Below are 15,647 nucleotides of genomic sequence, written 5' to 3'. Positions count from 1 at the left end.
ACACCTCGAGAGCGGTTAGGTAAAATCCACCGAAAAGCCGGCGTCGTCGGCGCGAGCCCGCTCCCGCAGGGCCGACTGCAGGCGCTTCCGGCCGGTCCGGTGGACGCCGCGGGCGTCCTCGAGATCGACGTCGTAGATCGTCGGGGTGTCCCAGAACAGCGTCCGGGAACTGGCGGTGTCGACGACCAGCGAGGCGATCCCCAGCCGACGCTGGAAGATCGATCGTCGGGTGGAGACCGTCTGGATCCGGAAGTAGGGGATCACGGTCGTCCGGCGGCGCCAGAACCCGCGCCGGATCACCAGGTGGTCCTCGCCGACGTAGTAGCCGAGGTGGACGTACCGCAGGTGGGCCGCGGGCGGGACCGCCGCGAAGACGACCGCGGCGAGATACCAGCGCTCGAGGGGCGTCACCTGCGCGAGCGCGAGGGCGGCGGCGACGACGACGGCGGCGATCAGGGAGTACCGAACGAGGTATCGACGGCGGGCGATCGGCGACGGACTCGCGAACGCGGGCGTCTCGACGTGCGTGAGGTTCTCCGCGAACCGGTGGACGTGAGCGGCGCGAGCCATTGGCACGGCAGACTGGCTGCCGCCGCTGCTGTCGGGGCCGTAGCCGGCCGTTTCGACCCACAGCCCGGCGTAGTCGATCAGCCGCTGGAGCGGGTTGTCGGTGATCGTGACCGACTGGACCTTCTCTGCCGGGATCGAACCGCTGTAGCGCTGGAGCAGCCCCCGCTCGTAGACGAAGTCCTCGTCGACTCGACCGAGCCGGAAGTCGTAGTACGTCGCGAACGTGTAGGCGACGCTGACGAGGTAGGTGATGACGATCCCGTTAACCATCGAGACGACGGTCAGGACGCCGTAGCTCTGCGTATCGCCCGTCTGGAGGTCCTGCGGGCCGCCGAACGGCTGCGAGAGGGTCACGAGGAAGTCGAGAACCGTATCGGTCGCGAAGAAAAACAGGAACCCTACGGCGGCGAGGGCAGCTGGTCGTAGCGTCGTCAGCGAGTAGAGGAGGAGTTCTCGAGAATCGAGGGCGAACAGCCGTTTTCGGCTCGGTTCGGTCGGCTCGCGCCGGGGTCGCGTCTCGGAAACTGGCGGCGCCTCGGCGGTCCCATCGACTCGAGACGGCTGCTCGTCGAGCGGTTCATCGCCGACCGGTCGACCGTCTTCGGATGCCTCGGTGGTGGATCGGTCGGAGTCGTCGGCGTCGACGCCGGCGGTTCGCCGGCGGATCTGGTGCTGGAGGCGGTCGGCCTCCGACTTGCTCACGAGCCGGAGCGCGGCCTCGCTGTTTCCGCCACCGGCGGTTTCGATGGTGACGACCGCGAGCCCGAGGACGCGCTGTAACACGCCCTGGCGGACGTCGACGTTCTGGATCCGCCGGTAGGGAATCTCGCGGGAGCGACGCGCGACGACCCCGGAGGCGACGTCGAACGTGTCCGGCGTGATTCCGTACTCGAAGCGGTAGTAGTAGACGACGCCGTACGCGGCGCCGAAGAGGAAGCCAAGCGCCGTGACCACCGGCAGCCAGGCGATGCTGACGGCCGCGACAGTCCCCGCGAGGGCGGTGACGAGGAAAAACGGGACCCACAGCCACAGCAAACCGTAGCGGAGCGCGTAGACGACCGCACTGAAGGGGTGGAGGCGGTTCATACGGCGTCGTCGGCCTCGCTCTCGACGGCGAGTTCCCGGAGCGTGTCCTGTAGCTTTCGGGCGCGATCCGGCGTCAGTCCGGGGATCCGGACGTCGGCGTTGCGCGAGCCGGCCGTGTAGACGACGACGCTCGAGAGCCCGAGGGTGCGTTCGATCGGGCCGAACTGCGTGTCGACGTGTTGGACCCGGACGAACGGGACGGCCGTCTCGACGAACGTGATGACGCCGCGCTCGAGATAGAGGGCGTCGCCCTGCAGTTCGAACTGCCAGATCTGGTAGAGCCGGACGGCGTAGGCGATACCCAGAACCGCCGCGACGGCGACGATCCCGACCAGTCCGGCCGTCGGTACGGGAACGAGCCACCGGTCGACGGCGACGAGGACGGCACCGAGCACGGCCGCCAGGATCGCCGTCTGTGCGATCCACAGCAGCCTGATCCGCGGGTGAAGCGACTCCATACGAACGTTCTCGCGAGCGAACACGAGTATCCTACGGTTCGAACCGTCGCTCGGGCGGAGACGGATGGGAACGCGGGCCACGAAGCCAGCTGACGCCGACTACTCGAGGTCGTCGTACTCCTCGGGCGTGTACGTCGACAGCTCGAGGGCGTGGATGTCAGTCGTCATGTGGTCCTCGAGGGCGTCGTACACCTGCTGGTGTTGACCGACCAGCGACTCGCCCTCGAAGGTCGGCGAAACGACCGTCGCGGCGAGGTGGTCGTCGTCGTGTTTGTCACGCGCGTGCGTGACGGTTGCCTCGGCACCCTCGAGTTCGGACTCGATCACGGCTTCGACGTCGTCGAGTTTCATACCCGATCGATGGAGCGCTCGCGGCAAAAACGCCGCGGTCGCCGTCGACCACGACGCTTATCCCTTCAGGGTGGCGTGTCACAGCTGTACACCTATGTCGCTCGCGAGCGAAACGCGTCGAGCCGTCGACGAGGAGCCGTTTCTCGTCGCCGCACTGCGGGCCGGAGTCGTCAACTACACCGCGGCAGCCCGGTATCTCGACGTCGACGGCGAGACCGACGCGGTCGCGACGGCGATCCGCCGCTACGCCGAGGAGCTTCCGGCCTACGGGACCGACGCGCGAGAGGTCCGGGTCAGGATGGAACGCGGAATCACGCCGGCCGCGATCGACGGCTCCCAGCCCGAGACGGCACTGTTCGCGATCGGCGGAACGTCGTTCAGATCCGATAGCGGCGATCTGACGGCGATCGTCGCGACGGGCGACGTCGACACGGTCGCGCTCGGGAAGACGCTGGGACGACTCGAGATCGAGGAGATCGAACCGATCGCAGCCGGCGTCGGAGAGGGAGCGATGATGCTCGTCGTGGAAGGGCTCGCGGGAGCCGACGCCCTCCGAACGGTCGAGGACGCCCTCGAGGCCGTTCCCGTCCGGGAGTAACGCTTCGGGGCCAAAGACACGTTTTAACTGTAGCCCGCGGATACACCCCTGTAATGACCCTGAACGTGACGAACACGTTGACGGGCGAGACGGAGCCGTTCGAGCCGCAGGACCCAGACGACGTTCTGCTCTACTACTGCGGCCTGACGGTTTCGGATCCGCCCCACCTGGGCCACGCCCGCTCGTGGGTCCACGTCGACGTCATGCACCGCTGGCTCGAGCACCTCGGCTACGGGGTGCGCCACGTCGAGAACTTCACCGACGTCAACGAGAAGATCGTCGCCCGCGTCGGCGAGGACGACCTCGGCGAGGACGAGGCGGAAGTCGCCGAGACGTACATCGAGCGCACCCTCGCGGACATGCGCTCGCTGAACCTCCTGCGGGCAGAGGTCTACCCTCGGGTCTCCGAGCACGTTCCCGAGATCGTCACACTCGTCGAGACCCTGTTGGAGAAGGGGTACGCCTACGAGGCGAACGGCTCAGTCTACTTCGACGTCACCAGCTTCGAGGAGTACGGCAAGCTCTCGAACCAGGAACTCGAGGAGATCGAATCCCAGGGCGACCCCGACGAGCGCTCCGAGAAACGAAACCCCGCGGACTTTGCGCTCTGGAAGGCCGACGGCGTCGACAGCGAGGCGATCGAAGAGCACCGCCACGAGGGGGCCGCACCCGCCGACGAGGCCTGCGAGACCGCCCTCACCTGGGAGTCGCCGTGGGGCGAGGGACGACCCGGCTGGCACATCGAGTGCTCGGCGATGAGCACGACCCATCTCGGCGATACCCTGGACATCCACGTCGGCGGTCGCGATCTGGTCTTTCCCCACCACGAAAACGAGATCGCCCAGTCCGAAGCCGCGACCGACCAGCAGTTCGCGAACTACTGGCTCCACTGCGAGCTGTTCCAGATGGACGAGGAGAAGATGTCCTCGAGTCTGGGCAACTTCGTCACCGTCGACGAAGCCGTCGACCGCTGGGGAACCAACGTCGTCCGCACGTTCCTAACCGCGGGGTCGTACAACAGCCAGCAGCTGTACTCCGACGAGACGATCGCCGAGGCCGAGGAACGGTGGGACCGCCTCGAGCGCGCCCACGAGGCGGCGACGGCGGCGATCGACTCCCCGAACGCGGGGTCGAAGATCGCCGACGACGAACTCCGCGAGGCGGTCGTCGAGGCTCGCGGCGCGTTTACCACCGCGATGAACGACGACTTCAACACCCGCGAGGCCCAGTCGGCCCTGCTCGAGATCGCGGCGGCGATCAACCGCCACCTCGAGGGCAGCGAGGGCGAGCAGGCCGACTACCGGGGACTGCGACAGGCCGTCGAGACCCTCGAGGAGCTCGGCGACGTACTCGGCCTCTCCTTTGTCGGCGAGACCGACGGCAGCGCGGAGCTGGCCGGCGACGTCGTCGAACTCGTGCTCGACGTGCGCGAGCGCGAGCGCGAGGCGGGCAACTACGAGCGAGCCGACGAGCTCCGCGACGAGCTCGAGGGGCTCGGGGTCGAAGTCCAGGACACCGACGAGGGAGCGAGCTATCGGCTCCCCTCCGGCGAATAGCGGTCGACGACTTCTTCTCAGGCCGGATCGGTTTCGCGCGTTTCGTTCGGCGAATTTCTCGAGCGGTGCGATCGGCGATCGTCCTCGGACCGTCCGCCCTGCGTCACGTAAACCACATCCTGTTATATCGAAAATCGATCGTTCCGCAGAACGTCGGCAGATGTCGATTGACAAGCGAAACGTGGTCTGCCGATTGATCCGTAGACATTGCGTTCCATACAGGAAGACTACGTATCAGCTCGGTCCGACCGTCCCTCTGCGGTGGCGCGCGCTGTCGACCGTCCAAGCGTCAGTGAGGACGGTCGACGACACTGTGCGAGGTCTTCGTGAACAGCGTAAACGAAGGCTTGTCAGAGCGCGCTCTGACAGTGGATGAGCGAGCGCACCGAGCGTAGCGCGGAACCGCAGGTTCCACGGACCATGCAAACGGGCACGAAGTGCCCGTGAGCAGAAATCGGGTGGGGAGGGCGTGGCGATTCCCTGTGTTCGTGCGAGCAGAACTGCTTCTGTCGGTATCACCGCGAAAGACCCTAGTCCTTTCAGTTCCATCCCGAAGTGGTTGGTCGGCACTGCAGACACAACGCCGGACGGTCCATACCACTCATGTCGAGAGATAGAACCATCACTGGTTGGGGGATCGTCGAAACTCTTCGGCCAAACTGCTGATCACGAAACGGACGCCTCGAGTCGGCCGCGCCACTTATAGCCAGCAAACGGTTCTTTCAGGGTAGATGAATCGACGACAGTTCGTCGCTGCGGCAGCAGTCGGCGGCGTCGGTCTCTCGGCCGGGTGTCTGGACGAGTTCCTCGAGGACGCGACGACGTTTTCGGCCGCGCCGGCGGTCGTCGCCGAGAGCGCGACCGACGACGCCAGCTACGAGTACCAGGGAACCGAGGAGATCATTTCCACCGAGTCCGTCGCCGGCCAGGAGATCGAGGTGACCAGCTACGGCTCCGAGTACACTCGAACGATCGACCTCCCGCTAGACATCTTCGGCGGCGAGGTCGAGGCCGGCGTGTTCGCCGTCATCTCGACGCCACAGGTCAGCGTCGCCGGCGAGGAGTTCAACCCGGTCGGCGAGATGGACAACGAGGAGATCGTTCAGGAAATTCAGGACCAGTACGAGGAGCTGACGGTCGAGGAGTCGGTCGGCGAGCGGTCGGTCAGCGCGCTCGGGGAGACGATCCTGCTCGAGACCTACGCGGGCGAGGCGGTACTGCACGGCGAACACGGGATCGACGTCCTGCTCGACATCGCCCAGCTGGAACACGAGGACGACCACCTCGTGATCGTTGGCGTCTACCCAGATCTCGAGGATCTGCCGATCGACTCCGAGCGCGATCGAATCGACGTGATGGTCCAGGGGCTCGAACACGGCGACGATGTCGACGTGGAGATCGTCGAGACCAGCGAGGAAGAGGAGCCCCTCTCCGGCTAGAGGCCGAGTGCGGTCGCGATCGAGACGCCGCTCGCGAGCGCACCTAGCAGGTACCCCCCGATCGCGCCGCCGTTGAGCAGGGGGAGCCCGGCGTGGGGTCGTCCCTTCAGAACCATTCCCATGAGCACGAGCAGCCCGGCGAGCGTTCCGAGGATCGCCCCCAGTGCCGGCACGTTCAGCGCGATTCCCGGCACGTCGAGCGCGCCCGCCTCGAGGAAGTACGCCGCGCTGGCGACCAGGATCGTCGGGATGATGGCGTCGCCTAACCCGATGAACAGGGCGTCGCGGCCGGCGTCGGCCGGCTTCTCGGCGTCGGCGGAGTCGGGTCCGGGTTGAGAGTCGGCTTCTGACGACGTCGGCGAGTCGGGTTCGCTTCCCGCGGTCGGCATCCCGTCGGTCGGTCCCTCGTCGGCCCGACTCGAGTCCGGCCCCTCGGGAGTCTGCTCCTCGTCCCCCTGGTCGTCCTCGACGGTCGCCTCGGAGCCGTCGGCAAGGTAGGAGTACGATAGCGTCGTCGGAACGACTAGCACGACGGGGATCTTGAGATCCATCACGCCCTCGGCGAGATCGAGCATGTGTTCGGTCCGGTAGACGCTGATGGCGTCGTAGATCGCCAGCGCCGAGAGCAGCAAGATGGCGGGCAGAAGGCCGAAGCTGATCCCGAACAGCGCCGCGGCGCCGGCGCCCATCAGGACGCCGGTGAGATCGATGACGTACCACTCCGGGTACAACAGAAGCGCAACACCGACGCCGAGGGCTGCGCCGACGGCGACGACGTTGATCGGCCCCGCCGTGACCACTGGTGGAACGAGTTCGGTGAGCACGAACCAGGCGAGGAAGACGCTCACGCCGATGACCAGCCCCCTGATGACCCACTCGAGGTCGTACCGGAAGGTCGCGAGCATAAAGCCAGTCGCGACGAGGATCACCGCGAAGTAGACGAGACTGTTGGTCGGGTTCTCCGGATCCTCGACGGCCTGTCGGTCGGCGTCGTGGAACGGCTCGACCAGCGCCAGTGCGCCGAGCTGTACGGCCAGAAACAGCGCCACGGTCGCGCCGACGGCCGCGAGCACCCGGGTCCGATGGTCCATGCCGCGGCGTTCGCACCCGCTCCTCTTGGTGCTTTTCGTTACCCTCTCGGTCGATCGTCTCGGGTCAGCGCGCGTACAGCGCCGACCCGATCAGCGCCGGAAGGTGGACGTCGTCGTCGGGCGTCACCGCCAGGTAGGGGCGATCGACGGGACCGAAGACGTCGACGACCCGGCCGACCGACTCCAGCGAGTCGTCGAGCACCATCGTTCCGATCTCCTCGCGGAGGCGGTCGTCGTCGGCGTCCGGGTTCGCCCGCAAGATTGCGAGTCCCTGGGCGGTACGGACGACCTGGCCGACTCGGCGCATCAGTCCCGCATCGCGACGACGTACGCCGCGACGGCCTGGACGAGGTCGTTCTTCGAGTCGTCGGAACCGCGAACGACGACCCGGCCCCGGTCGGCCCAGTGCTCCCGGGAGTAGGACTTCTCCCGCTCGATCGTGGCGTCGTAGCCGATCTGCTGGACGGCCTTCGCGATCTCGTCGACCGTCGGCTCCTCGACGGCCAGCTCCTCGGCGACGCGTCGTCCCTCGGCCCGGGAGAGGTCGGCATCGAGATAGGCGGGCCAGATGACGTTCTCGACCATACTCCCGACTCGGGAGGCCTCCGGGTAAACACTTTTCAAAAGCGTCGGGTCCGCGCTCGGGGGATCGACTCGAGCGGACGAGCGTCCTCGAGCGCGGGTGGTTCGGTCGTCGGCAACGAGCGGATCGACGTTACCGACGGTGAGCGAGGACGGCGAGGACGGCGATCAGCGCGGCGACGACCGCGGGAACGCCGAAGCCGGGGATCGAGTCGTCGTCCTCGGCCGCGTCGTCTGCGGGTTCGTCGACCGCGTCGTCGGCGTCCGCGTCGTCAGCGTCCGCCTCGTCGTCCGCATCGTCGGTCTCGTCCGCGGCGTCGTCCTCGGTCTCGTCGGCCGCTTCGGCGTACGCCTCGGGGTGGACCTCGGCGACGATCTCCTCGATCGCCTCGACGACGAGCGGGCCGGGCTGGCTCATGTACTGGTCGTTGACCGCGACGAACTGGTCGTCCTGGTAGGCGGTCGTGCCCATCACGGCCTCGCTGACGGGCGGCTCGTCGCCCCAGGATTCGCCGTAGATAATCCACTCGGGATCCTCCTCGACGACGACCTCGTCGCTGATCTCCGCCCAGCCCTCGATGCCGGCCTCCGCGCCGAGGTTCTCGACGCCGGCGGTGGTGATGATCTCGTCCTGGAAGGTGCCCTCGCCGGCGGTGAAGCCGTCGCCCATCTCGTAGTAGGCGAGCGGGTGCTCCTCGTCCTCGACGGTCGCCTCGATGGTCTCGAGGCGTTCCTCGAACTCCTCGAGGGCGTCCTCGGCGCCGTCGCACTCGCCGACGATCTCGCCGGTCAGGCGGACGTTCTCGGCGACGCCGTCGAGGGACTCCTCGGTCGGGAAGACGTAGACGTCGAGTCCGGCGTCGCGGAGCTGGTCGATCAGCTCGTCACCCTCGAGGGCGTTCGCCGCGAGGACGACGTCGGGATCGCGGTCGATGACCTCCTCGGTGACGGGCGTGACACCGTCGTCCTCGGTGATGTCGAGCTCCTCGTCGGCCTCGAGGTAGGCGGTGTACTCGCCAACTGGCATGCCCGAGAGCTTCTCCTCAGCTCCGATCTCGTGCATTACCTGGGCGTCACTCGGCTGCAGGGCGACGACCGACTCGGGCTCCTCATCGACGGTTACCGTCTCCCCGGTGGCGTCCTCTCCCTCGAACGGAAATTCGCAGGTCGGTTCCTCCTGTGCGACGTCGGCTACCCCCCCTCCCGCCGCGGCGGCGGGAGCAAACGCGGCCAGCGCCGTGAGTACGGCGACGAAAACGATCACTGAATTGCGCATCGATCGAATCGTGGCACCTACTCCAACAAATATTTGCCTACTGCAAGCGAGATTTCAGCCGTGTTTCGCCCGGGTCGTCTCGTCTCGTGGTCGGTCGCGCTCTCGGCGCTACTAGTCGGCGTCGTCATCGCGAGCGCCGCGCTCGGCCCGGTTCGGATCGATCCGCTGACCGTCTCGCGGGCGATCCTCAACCTCGCCGGCGTCGGCGTCCACGAGGTGCCGGCGACCCACCAGACGATCGTCGCGGACGTCCGTCTACCCCGTATCCTGCTGGCCGCGACGGTCGGCTTCGCGCTCGCGGCCGCGGGGACGGTCATGCAGGGCTTTTTCAGAAATCCGCTCGCGGATCCGTCGATCATCGGCGTCTCCTCGGGAGCTGCGGTCGGCGCCGTCGCCGCCATCGCGTTTCCGGCGCTCGTGCCGATCGGGAGCGTCCACCTGCCCGCGTTCGTCGGCGCCCTGGTCACCGCCTTCCTCGTCTACGCCATCGCGACCGAGGGCGGGCGGACCCCGGTCGCAACGTTGCTGCTCGCGGGCGTCGCCATCCAGGCGTTTCTCGGCGCGGTGATCTCGTTTATGGTCGTCCACAGCGGCGAGAACCTCCGGGAGGCCGTTATCTGGATGATGGGCCATCTCCACCGAAGCAGCTGGGGCGACGTCGGCTTCGCGTTACCCGTCACGCTCGTCGGCGTCCTCGTGCTCGGCGCCTACACCCGCGAGATGAACGTCCTCCTGCTCGGCGAGGAGGACGCCCAGCACCTCGGCGTGAGCGTCGAGCGAACCAAGCTCCTCCTGCTCGCGCTGGCGAGTCTCGTCACCGCCGCGGGGGTCGCCGTCGCCGGCGTCATCGGGTTCGTCGGCCTCGTCGTTCCCCACATGATGCGCCTGATCGTCGGCCCCGACCACCGCATCCTGCTGCCGACCAGCGCGCTCGCGGGAGCCTCCTTCCTCGTGATCGCCGACACCGTCGCTCGCGTCGGCGCGTTCGGGCTGCCGATCGTCCCCGTCGGCATCGTCACCGCGACCGTCGGCGCGCCCTTCTTCCTTTACCTGCTGACGAGCCGGGAGGTGCACGCGCTGTGAGCGACGACGCGCGGTCTCTCGCGGCGACCGACGGCGCGCGGGTCGAACTCGAGGACGTCGCGGTCTCGCTCGGCGACACCGACGTCCTCGAGGCCGTCTCCCTGTCGGTCGAGCCCGGCGAGTTCGTCGGCCTGGTCGGCCCCAACGGCGCCGGGAAGACGACGCTACTTCGAGCGATGAGCGGTTCGCTCGAGCCAGATCGTGGGGTCGTCGACGTCGACGGCGCACCGTTGTGCGAGCGGTCCTCGAAGGCCGCGAGCCGGCTGGTCGCAGTCGTCCCCCAGAACACCCGTCTTTCCTTCTCGTTTGACGTCCGAACCGTCGTCGAGATGGGACGGTACCCCCACCGCTCGCGCTTTTCGCCGCCCGGCGAGGGCGATCGGACGGCGGTCGACCGCGCCCTCGAGCGCACTCGCACGGCGCAGTTCGCCGACCGACCGATCGACGAGGTCAGCGGCGGGGAGCGCCAGCGGGTCGTCCTCGCGCGGGCGATCGCCCAGCAAACGCCAGTTCTCCTGCTCGACGAGCCGACGGCGAGTCTCGACGTCAACCACCAGGTCGAGACCCTCGAGCTGGTTCGCGAGCTCGTCGCGGAGGGTCGAACCGCCGTCGCCGCGATCCACGACCTGAACCTGGCCGCGCGGTACTGTGATCGACTCGTCGTCCTCTCGGAAGGAGGAGTCCTCGAGTCGGGACCGCCCGAGGCAGTGTTGAACCGGGACGTCCTCGACGCGGCGTTCGACGCCAACGCGGTCGTGACCGAGAGTCCGGTGACGGGAACACCGACGGTGACCGCGCTGCGGGCGACCAACGCCGAGACGACTGTTCCCGATCGGATTCACGTCGTCGGCGGCGGCTCGACCGCCGCGAGCGTCGTCGCCGAACTCGCCGCGGCCGACTGTGTGTGTACGGTCGGCCCGGTCGCGAGCGGCGACGCGGCCGCCGAGCTCGCCCGCGGGCAAGGGTTCGAAACGATCACGGTCGAGCCGTTCGCTCCGCTCTCGGCAGACGATCGAACGGCGGTCCGGGAGGCGCTCGAGGCCGCAGACGTGACGGTCGTCGCCGACCTCGAGGTCGGCGCCGGGAACCAGCTGCTGCTCGAGGAACTCGCCGGCCGGGAGTCGCTCGTCGTCCTCGAGGACCGCCCGTTCGCCGAGCGAAACCACGCGGGCGAGCGAGCGCGGGCGCTGTACGAGCGCTGCCGGGGGCGGGGGGTCGTGGCGTCGCCGACAGAGGTCCTCGAGGCGGTCGCCGAGGCGGCAGCTCGTCCGGAGCCGTCGAGGACGGAGCTCGAGGCCGATGACGACTGAGTTCGTGCGGACGAACGGGCCGACAGGGTCGGGCGGGCGACCCGTTCCCGTCCCGGGTCGGACTGAACGGTTTTTTACCCTCGCGCCCCAGAGTGGCCGTCAATGACCGAGTACGACTACGACGAGCTCGGACTCGTCGCCGGGCTGGAGATCCACCAGCAACTCGACACGGCGACGAAGCTGTTCTGCCAGTGTCCGACCGAACTGCGCGAACCCGAGGAATCGACGCGGCGGTTCACCCGCTACCTCCACCCCACCCGCAGCGAGCTGGGCGAGATCGACGACGCGGCCCTCGAAGAGAGCAAGGTCGATCGCGAGTTCGAGTACCTCGCGTACGACTCGACCTGCCTCGTCGAGGAGGACGACGAGCCGCCCCACGAACTCGATCGGGAGGCCCTCGAGACGACCCTCGAGGTGGCCCAGCTGATGGAGATGAACCCGGTCGATCAGGCCCACGTCATGCGAAAGCTGGTCGTCGACGGCTCGAACACGTCGGGGTTCCAGCGCTCGACGCTGATCGCCACCGGCGGTGAGATCGAGACGGGCGAGGGAGCGGTGGGGATCGAGGATCTGCTGCTCGAGGAGGAGAGCGCCCAGCGCGTCGAGGAAACCGACGACGGCGTCCGGTACAGTCTCGATCGGCTCGGCATCCCGCTGGTCGAGATCGGTACCAGTCCGGACATCTCGTCGCCGGAGCAAGCCCTCGAGGCCGCCGAGCGGATCGGGATGTTACTTCGCTCGACGGGGAAAGTCAAGCGCGGTCTGGGGACGATCCGCCAGGACGTCAACGTCTCGATCGCCGAGGGCGCCCGCGTCGAGATCAAGGGCGTCCAGAGCCTCGACGACATCGACGACATCGTCCGCAACGAGGTCGCCCGCCAGGTCGAACTCGTCGAGATCCGCGACGAACTCGCGGAGCGGGAGGCGTCCGTCGGCGCGATCCAGGACGCGAGCGACGTCTTCGAGGATACCGACAGCGGCGTCATCGGCGGTGCCCTGAGCTCCGGTGGGTCCGTAATGGCGGTTCTCCTCGAGGGGTTCGACGGCCTCGTCGGCCGCGAGATCGCCCCCGACCGCCGTCTGGGGACGGAGTTCTCGGATCACGCGAAGCGCCACGGCGCGGGCGGGATCTTCCACACCGACGAGCTGCCCGCCTACGGCGTCACCGACGAGGAGGTCGCCGAGCTCCGGGAGGCCGTCGGTGCGGACCCGGAGGACGCGGTCGCCATCGTCGCCGACGACACCAGCACGGCGGAGTCGGCGATCGAGGCGGTCGCCGAGCGCGCGCGGACGGCCCTCGAGGGTGTCCCCGAGGAGACCCGCGGCGCGAACGACGACGGGACGACCCGCTACCTGCGCCCGCTGCCCGGCGCGGCGCGGATGTACCCCGAGACTGACGTCCCGCCCGTCGAGCCGGATCCGAGCGAGGTGCCCGAACCCGAGCTCCTGACCGAGAAGGTCGAACGCTACCAGGACGAGTTCGACCTCGGCGAGGGGCTGGCCGAGCAGGTCGCCTACGGCCGCCGGATGCCGCTGTTCGAGAACGTCACCTCGGAGGGGATCGATCCGACCCTGGCCGCGACGACTCTCGAGTCGACGCTGACCGAGCTGCGACGGGACGACGTCCCTGTCGAGAACCTGACCGACGAGCACCTCGAGGAGGTCCTCGGAATGGTCGAGGACGGCGACCTCCCCAACGAGGGCGTGGGCGACCTGCTCGCGGCGCTGGCCGAGGAGCCCGATCGCACGGCCGAGGAGGCCGCCGAGGCGGAAGGACTCGGCGGTGCCGACGAGGGCGAGGTTCGCGAGGCCGTCGTCGAGGTCGTCGAGCGAAACGAAGACCAGGTCGAAGCGGAGGGGATGCAGGCGTTCTCCGGACTCATGGGCGAGTGCATGGGTGCGCTTCGCGGGAAGGCAGACGGCGACCTCGTCAGTCGGCTGCTGCGCGAGGAGATCCAGCAGCGGGCCTGAGCCGGACGGTCCGGGCGCTCGTGTCCCGGTTCCGAACCGACTGAACGACTGAGAACGAGAGCGTTTGCAGCGGACTGGCCACCCGTTCCGGGCTCCTCTCTCGAGCCGAGCGACCGACACGCTGGCGGGTCGAAACCGGTGGGAGGAACGGCGACCGCAACCTTCCCGACCGCGGATACGTTCCGCTCGAGTTCCTACGTTCCGGGAACAGGAGACGACTACTATCAGTCTGTATCGTCACGCAAAATACGTGCGCATCGCAGATCTCGTCGAGTCGGAGAACTCGCCGTGGTTCGTGCTCGTTCGACTGGCCGTCGGGTTCGTCTTTCTCACCGAAGGGCTCAACAAGTTCGTCAATCCGGGCGAACGCGGTGCGGGCCGATTCGCGGATCTTGGCTTTCCCGCGCCCGAACTCGTCGCGGGATCGGTCGCCGTACTCGAGATCGTCGGCGGCGCGTTGCTCCTGCTCGGATTGCTGAGTCGGCTCGCGGCGCTCCTGCTCGCGATCGCCGCGTTGCACGCGATACTGCTCACCAAGATCCCGGTATTGCTCGGGACGCCGATCGGGCCGTTTGTCGGCGTGAGCCAGGAGTTCACCGGCCTGTGGGGCTTCCTGTACGCGTGGCGACTCGACTTCACGATGTTCGTCACGTCGGTGTTCGTCCTGATCGTCGGCCCCGGTGAGTGGTCGCTCGATCATCGGCTGGCCGATCGGCCGGATATCCTCGGACGGACCGTCCGTGCGCTTGGCGTGTAGAGCCGAACAGCTGGGATCATCGGTTCGCGTTCACCGAGCGAGAGAACGGGATCGAGCGAAAAACTGGCGAACTACTGGTAGGCCTCGAACTCCTGACCGAAGATCGCGAAGTAGACGACGCCGATCATGCCAATGACGGTGGCGATCGTAAAGGAGAGTTCGGGGTCGACGAACTGCCAGAGGAACCCGCCCAGCGCGCCGCTGGGAATCACGATCGCGCCGCGGATCAGGTAGTACGATCCCGTTACGCGGCCGCCGGCTCCCTGTTCGGCCGGGCCGACCACGAGTGCCTTGTGAGCGGGCAGGCCGGCAAAACGCAGTCCCGAGAAGGCAAACAGCGCGATCAGGAGCCACGTTTCGTCGATTCCGCCGACGTACTGGGGACCGAAGATCAGCAGTACCGGGAAGATCGCGTAGACGAAAAAGCCCAGTCCGACGACCGGTTTGAGACCGACGTACTCTGCGACCTTGGCCGTCGGGGCCATCGTCAACAGCGCGACCAGCATTTCGACTCCCAGCAACACGCCGAAGAAGGCAGCGGGCGAGAGGTCGATGGTGCCGACGACGGGAAGAGAGAGGGTCAGTCCGATCTCGAGCAGCTGGGTGATCACGAGGATAAAGAAGGCGTACACCATCCCGTTGGCGAAGCGGACGAACGTGTCGGCGACCAGCAGCGGTCGCAGCGGGTCCGGAAGCGCCTGCAGGTCGTCGACGATCTGGCCGACGCCCTCGAACTCCTTGCCGACGGAGTCGGCGTCGGCCTCGTACAGCAGATGCTGGACGATCGTCCCGAGGACGGCGAAGACGATCGCGATTACGAGCACCCAGAGGAAGCCGGGCATGAGCTGGTCGGCGACCAGCGCCGCGACGATCAGCGGGGCGATCAGGAAGGCGGTCCGCCGGAACGTCTCCGTGCTGGCGAACCCGCGGGCCAGTCGACTGGGTTCGGTCGCCTGCTTGACGATCGCGTAGTGGCCGCCGATCCCGAACGACTTCCAGCACTGCGCTAATAGTAGACCGACGAACACCCACACCCACGGCTCGAAGACGATGACACCGAGATCGATCGCGGGTACGTAGGCGGAGCCCAGCCAGATCGCGAAGCCGAACGTCGAGAGAAAACCGAAGACGGTCAGGGCGTACCTCGAGCCGACGCGATCGGAGACGACCCCGCCGTAGTAGGGGTAGACGGCGCCGATGACGTTGCCCAGAGTGGCGAACAGCCCGACGACGAATCCTCCGGCTCCGAGGTACACCAGGTAGTCCGGGAGAAAGCGATTGGTCATCTGAAAGCCCAGACTGAACGCGAACATCGCAAGCGAGAGCACCAGGACGTCCCGCTGGAGCGAGAAGAACTGCCGAAACGCGTCGAGCGGGCCGGAGACTTCGGCCTGCTGTTGTGCCATGGTAGAAGTTCAGTCAGCCCCGGTGTAAAAATCCCCCCGGGCGGGGGGAGGAGCGTTGCTGCCGTCAGTCGATTGGCGGAACGGCGTCGGCGATGGGTCCTTAGCCGAACGCG

The 15,647-nt window shown here is 67.5% G+C and carries 15 protein-coding genes; 7 read left to right on the top strand and 8 right to left on the bottom strand.

Features of this window, described 5'->3' with window-relative positions; genetic code table 11:
* Positions 1 to 15 precede the first annotated feature (15 nt).
* The 3 genes from QA609_RS17600 to QA609_RS17590 form a co-directional block, all read right to left on the bottom strand.
* Positions 16 to 1,656, bottom strand: a complete 1,641-nt coding sequence (locus QA609_RS17600) for a PH domain-containing protein (protein WP_278303920.1) — start codon at positions 1,654 to 1,656, stop codon at positions 16 to 18.
* Positions 1,653 to 2,114 (bottom strand): PH domain-containing protein, encoded by a 462-nt coding sequence (locus QA609_RS17595; protein ID WP_278303919.1) that lies wholly within the window; start codon positions 2,112 to 2,114, stop codon positions 1,653 to 1,655. The genes QA609_RS17600 and QA609_RS17595 overlap by 4 nt, the downstream gene beginning before the upstream one ends.
* A gap of 99 nt (positions 2,115 to 2,213) precedes the next feature.
* Positions 2,214 to 2,465 carry a BolA family protein gene (locus QA609_RS17590; protein WP_278303918.1) on the bottom strand — a complete coding sequence of 84 codons (252 nt, stop codon included), beginning with the start codon at positions 2,463 to 2,465 and terminating at the stop codon, positions 2,214 to 2,216.
* A 94-nt stretch (positions 2,466 to 2,559) separates the two neighbouring features.
* On the opposite strand from QA609_RS17590, the gene QA609_RS17585 reads away from it, so the two are divergent.
* The 3 genes from QA609_RS17585 to QA609_RS17575 all read left to right on the top strand — a co-directional run bounded on the left by QA609_RS17585 (position 2,560) and on the right by QA609_RS17575 (position 6,058).
* Positions 2,560 to 3,063 (top strand): hypothetical protein, encoded by a 504-nt coding sequence (locus QA609_RS17585; protein WP_278303917.1) that lies wholly within the window; start codon positions 2,560 to 2,562, stop codon positions 3,061 to 3,063.
* A 53-nt stretch (positions 3,064 to 3,116) separates the two neighbouring features.
* Positions 3,117 to 4,619 (top strand): cysteine--tRNA ligase, encoded by a 1,503-nt coding sequence (gene cysS / locus QA609_RS17580; protein ID WP_278303916.1) that lies wholly within the window; start codon positions 3,117 to 3,119, stop codon positions 4,617 to 4,619.
* A 731-nt stretch (positions 4,620 to 5,350) separates the two neighbouring features.
* Positions 5,351 to 6,058 carry a DUF6517 family protein gene (locus tag QA609_RS17575; protein WP_278303915.1) on the top strand — a complete coding sequence of 236 codons (708 nt, stop codon included), beginning with the start codon at positions 5,351 to 5,353 and terminating at the stop codon, positions 6,056 to 6,058.
* Here the strand turns inward: QA609_RS17575 and QA609_RS17570 are convergent.
* The 4 genes from QA609_RS17570 to QA609_RS17555 form a co-directional block, all read right to left on the bottom strand.
* Entirely contained in the window at positions 6,055 to 7,149 is a 1,095-nt protein-coding gene (locus QA609_RS17570) for a presenilin family intramembrane aspartyl protease PSH (protein ID WP_278303914.1), read from the bottom strand. The two genes, QA609_RS17575 and QA609_RS17570, sit on opposite strands and share 4 nt — an antisense overlap.
* A gap of 64 nt (positions 7,150 to 7,213) precedes the next feature.
* Positions 7,214 to 7,456: a Gar1/Naf1 family protein gene (locus QA609_RS17565; RefSeq protein ID WP_278303913.1), complete on the bottom strand. Its 243-nt coding sequence runs from the start codon at positions 7,454 to 7,456 to the stop codon at positions 7,214 to 7,216.
* Positions 7,456 to 7,734: a signal recognition particle subunit SRP19 gene (gene srp19 / locus QA609_RS17560; protein ID WP_005555248.1), complete on the bottom strand. Its 279-nt coding sequence runs from the start codon at positions 7,732 to 7,734 to the stop codon at positions 7,456 to 7,458. The genes QA609_RS17565 and srp19 overlap by 1 nt, the downstream gene beginning before the upstream one ends.
* Before the next feature lie 130 nt (positions 7,735 to 7,864).
* Positions 7,865 to 9,007, bottom strand: a complete 1,143-nt coding sequence (locus QA609_RS17555) for a PGF-CTERM-anchored ABC transporter substrate-binding protein (RefSeq protein WP_278303912.1) — start codon at positions 9,005 to 9,007, stop codon at positions 7,865 to 7,867.
* Positions 9,008 to 9,067: 60 nt separating this feature from the next.
* Here QA609_RS17555 and btuC point away from each other — a divergent pair, with 60 nt between their 5' ends.
* The 4 genes from btuC to QA609_RS17535 all read left to right on the top strand — a co-directional run bounded on the left by btuC (position 9,068) and on the right by QA609_RS17535 (position 14,128).
* Positions 9,068 to 10,090 carry a vitamin B12 ABC transporter permease BtuC gene (gene btuC / locus QA609_RS17550; RefSeq protein WP_278303911.1) on the top strand — a complete coding sequence of 341 codons (1,023 nt, stop codon included), beginning with the start codon at positions 9,068 to 9,070 and terminating at the stop codon, positions 10,088 to 10,090.
* Positions 10,087 to 11,400 carry a heme ABC transporter ATP-binding protein gene (locus tag QA609_RS17545; RefSeq protein ID WP_278303909.1) on the top strand — a complete coding sequence of 438 codons (1,314 nt, stop codon included), beginning with the start codon at positions 10,087 to 10,089 and terminating at the stop codon, positions 11,398 to 11,400. Before btuC ends, QA609_RS17545 begins: the two co-directional genes overlap by 4 nt.
* A 102-nt stretch (positions 11,401 to 11,502) precedes the next feature.
* Entirely contained in the window at positions 11,503 to 13,371 is a 1,869-nt protein-coding gene (gene gatE, locus QA609_RS17540) for a Glu-tRNA(Gln) amidotransferase subunit GatE (RefSeq protein WP_278303907.1), read from the top strand.
* A gap of 250 nt (positions 13,372 to 13,621) precedes the next feature.
* Positions 13,622 to 14,128: a DoxX family protein gene (locus QA609_RS17535; RefSeq protein WP_278303906.1), complete on the top strand. Its 507-nt coding sequence runs from the start codon at positions 13,622 to 13,624 to the stop codon at positions 14,126 to 14,128.
* A gap of 71 nt (positions 14,129 to 14,199) precedes the next feature.
* On the opposite strand, the gene QA609_RS17530 is transcribed toward QA609_RS17535, so the two are convergent.
* Positions 14,200 to 15,534, bottom strand: a complete 1,335-nt coding sequence (locus QA609_RS17530; RefSeq protein WP_278303905.1) for an MFS transporter — start codon at positions 15,532 to 15,534, stop codon at positions 14,200 to 14,202.
* Between the last annotated feature and the right edge of the window lie 113 nt (positions 15,535 to 15,647).

The sequence above is a fragment of the Natronococcus sp. A-GB7 genome, from assembly GCF_029688865.1.
In the GTDB taxonomy this organism is placed as follows: Archaea; Halobacteriota; Halobacteria; order Halobacteriales; family Natrialbaceae; genus Natronococcus.
Note: the sequence above shows the minus strand (reverse complement) of the source record. Positions and strands in the feature narration are given on the sequence as shown.

Coding starts and splice junctions, on each gene's coding strand:
- QA609_RS17565 (WP_278303913.1), bottom strand. CDS start 7,456: ATGCGCCGAGTCGGCCAGGTCGTCCGTACCGCCCAGGGACTCGCAATC.
- QA609_RS17600 (WP_278303920.1), bottom strand. CDS start 1,656: ATGAACCGCCTCCACCCCTTCAGTGCGGTCGTCTACGCGCTCCGCTAC.
- cysS (WP_278303916.1), top strand. CDS start 3,117: ATGACCCTGAACGTGACGAACACGTTGACGGGCGAGACGGAGCCGTTC.
- srp19 (WP_005555248.1), bottom strand. CDS start 7,734: ATGGTCGAGAACGTCATCTGGCCCGCCTATCTCGATGCCGACCTCTCC.
- QA609_RS17555 (WP_278303912.1), bottom strand. CDS start 9,007: ATGCGCAATTCAGTGATCGTTTTCGTCGCCGTACTCACGGCGCTGGCC.
- QA609_RS17530 (WP_278303905.1), bottom strand. CDS start 15,534: ATGGCACAACAGCAGGCCGAAGTCTCCGGCCCGCTCGACGCGTTTCGG.
- QA609_RS17585 (WP_278303917.1), top strand. CDS start 2,560: ATGTCGCTCGCGAGCGAAACGCGTCGAGCCGTCGACGAGGAGCCGTTT.
- QA609_RS17575 (WP_278303915.1), top strand. CDS start 5,351: ATGAATCGACGACAGTTCGTCGCTGCGGCAGCAGTCGGCGGCGTCGGT.
- gatE (WP_278303907.1), top strand. CDS start 11,503: ATGACCGAGTACGACTACGACGAGCTCGGACTCGTCGCCGGGCTGGAG.
- QA609_RS17570 (WP_278303914.1), bottom strand. CDS start 7,149: ATGGACCATCGGACCCGGGTGCTCGCGGCCGTCGGCGCGACCGTGGCG.
- QA609_RS17595 (WP_278303919.1), bottom strand. CDS start 2,114: ATGGAGTCGCTTCACCCGCGGATCAGGCTGCTGTGGATCGCACAGACG.
- QA609_RS17590 (WP_278303918.1), bottom strand. CDS start 2,465: ATGAAACTCGACGACGTCGAAGCCGTGATCGAGTCCGAACTCGAGGGT.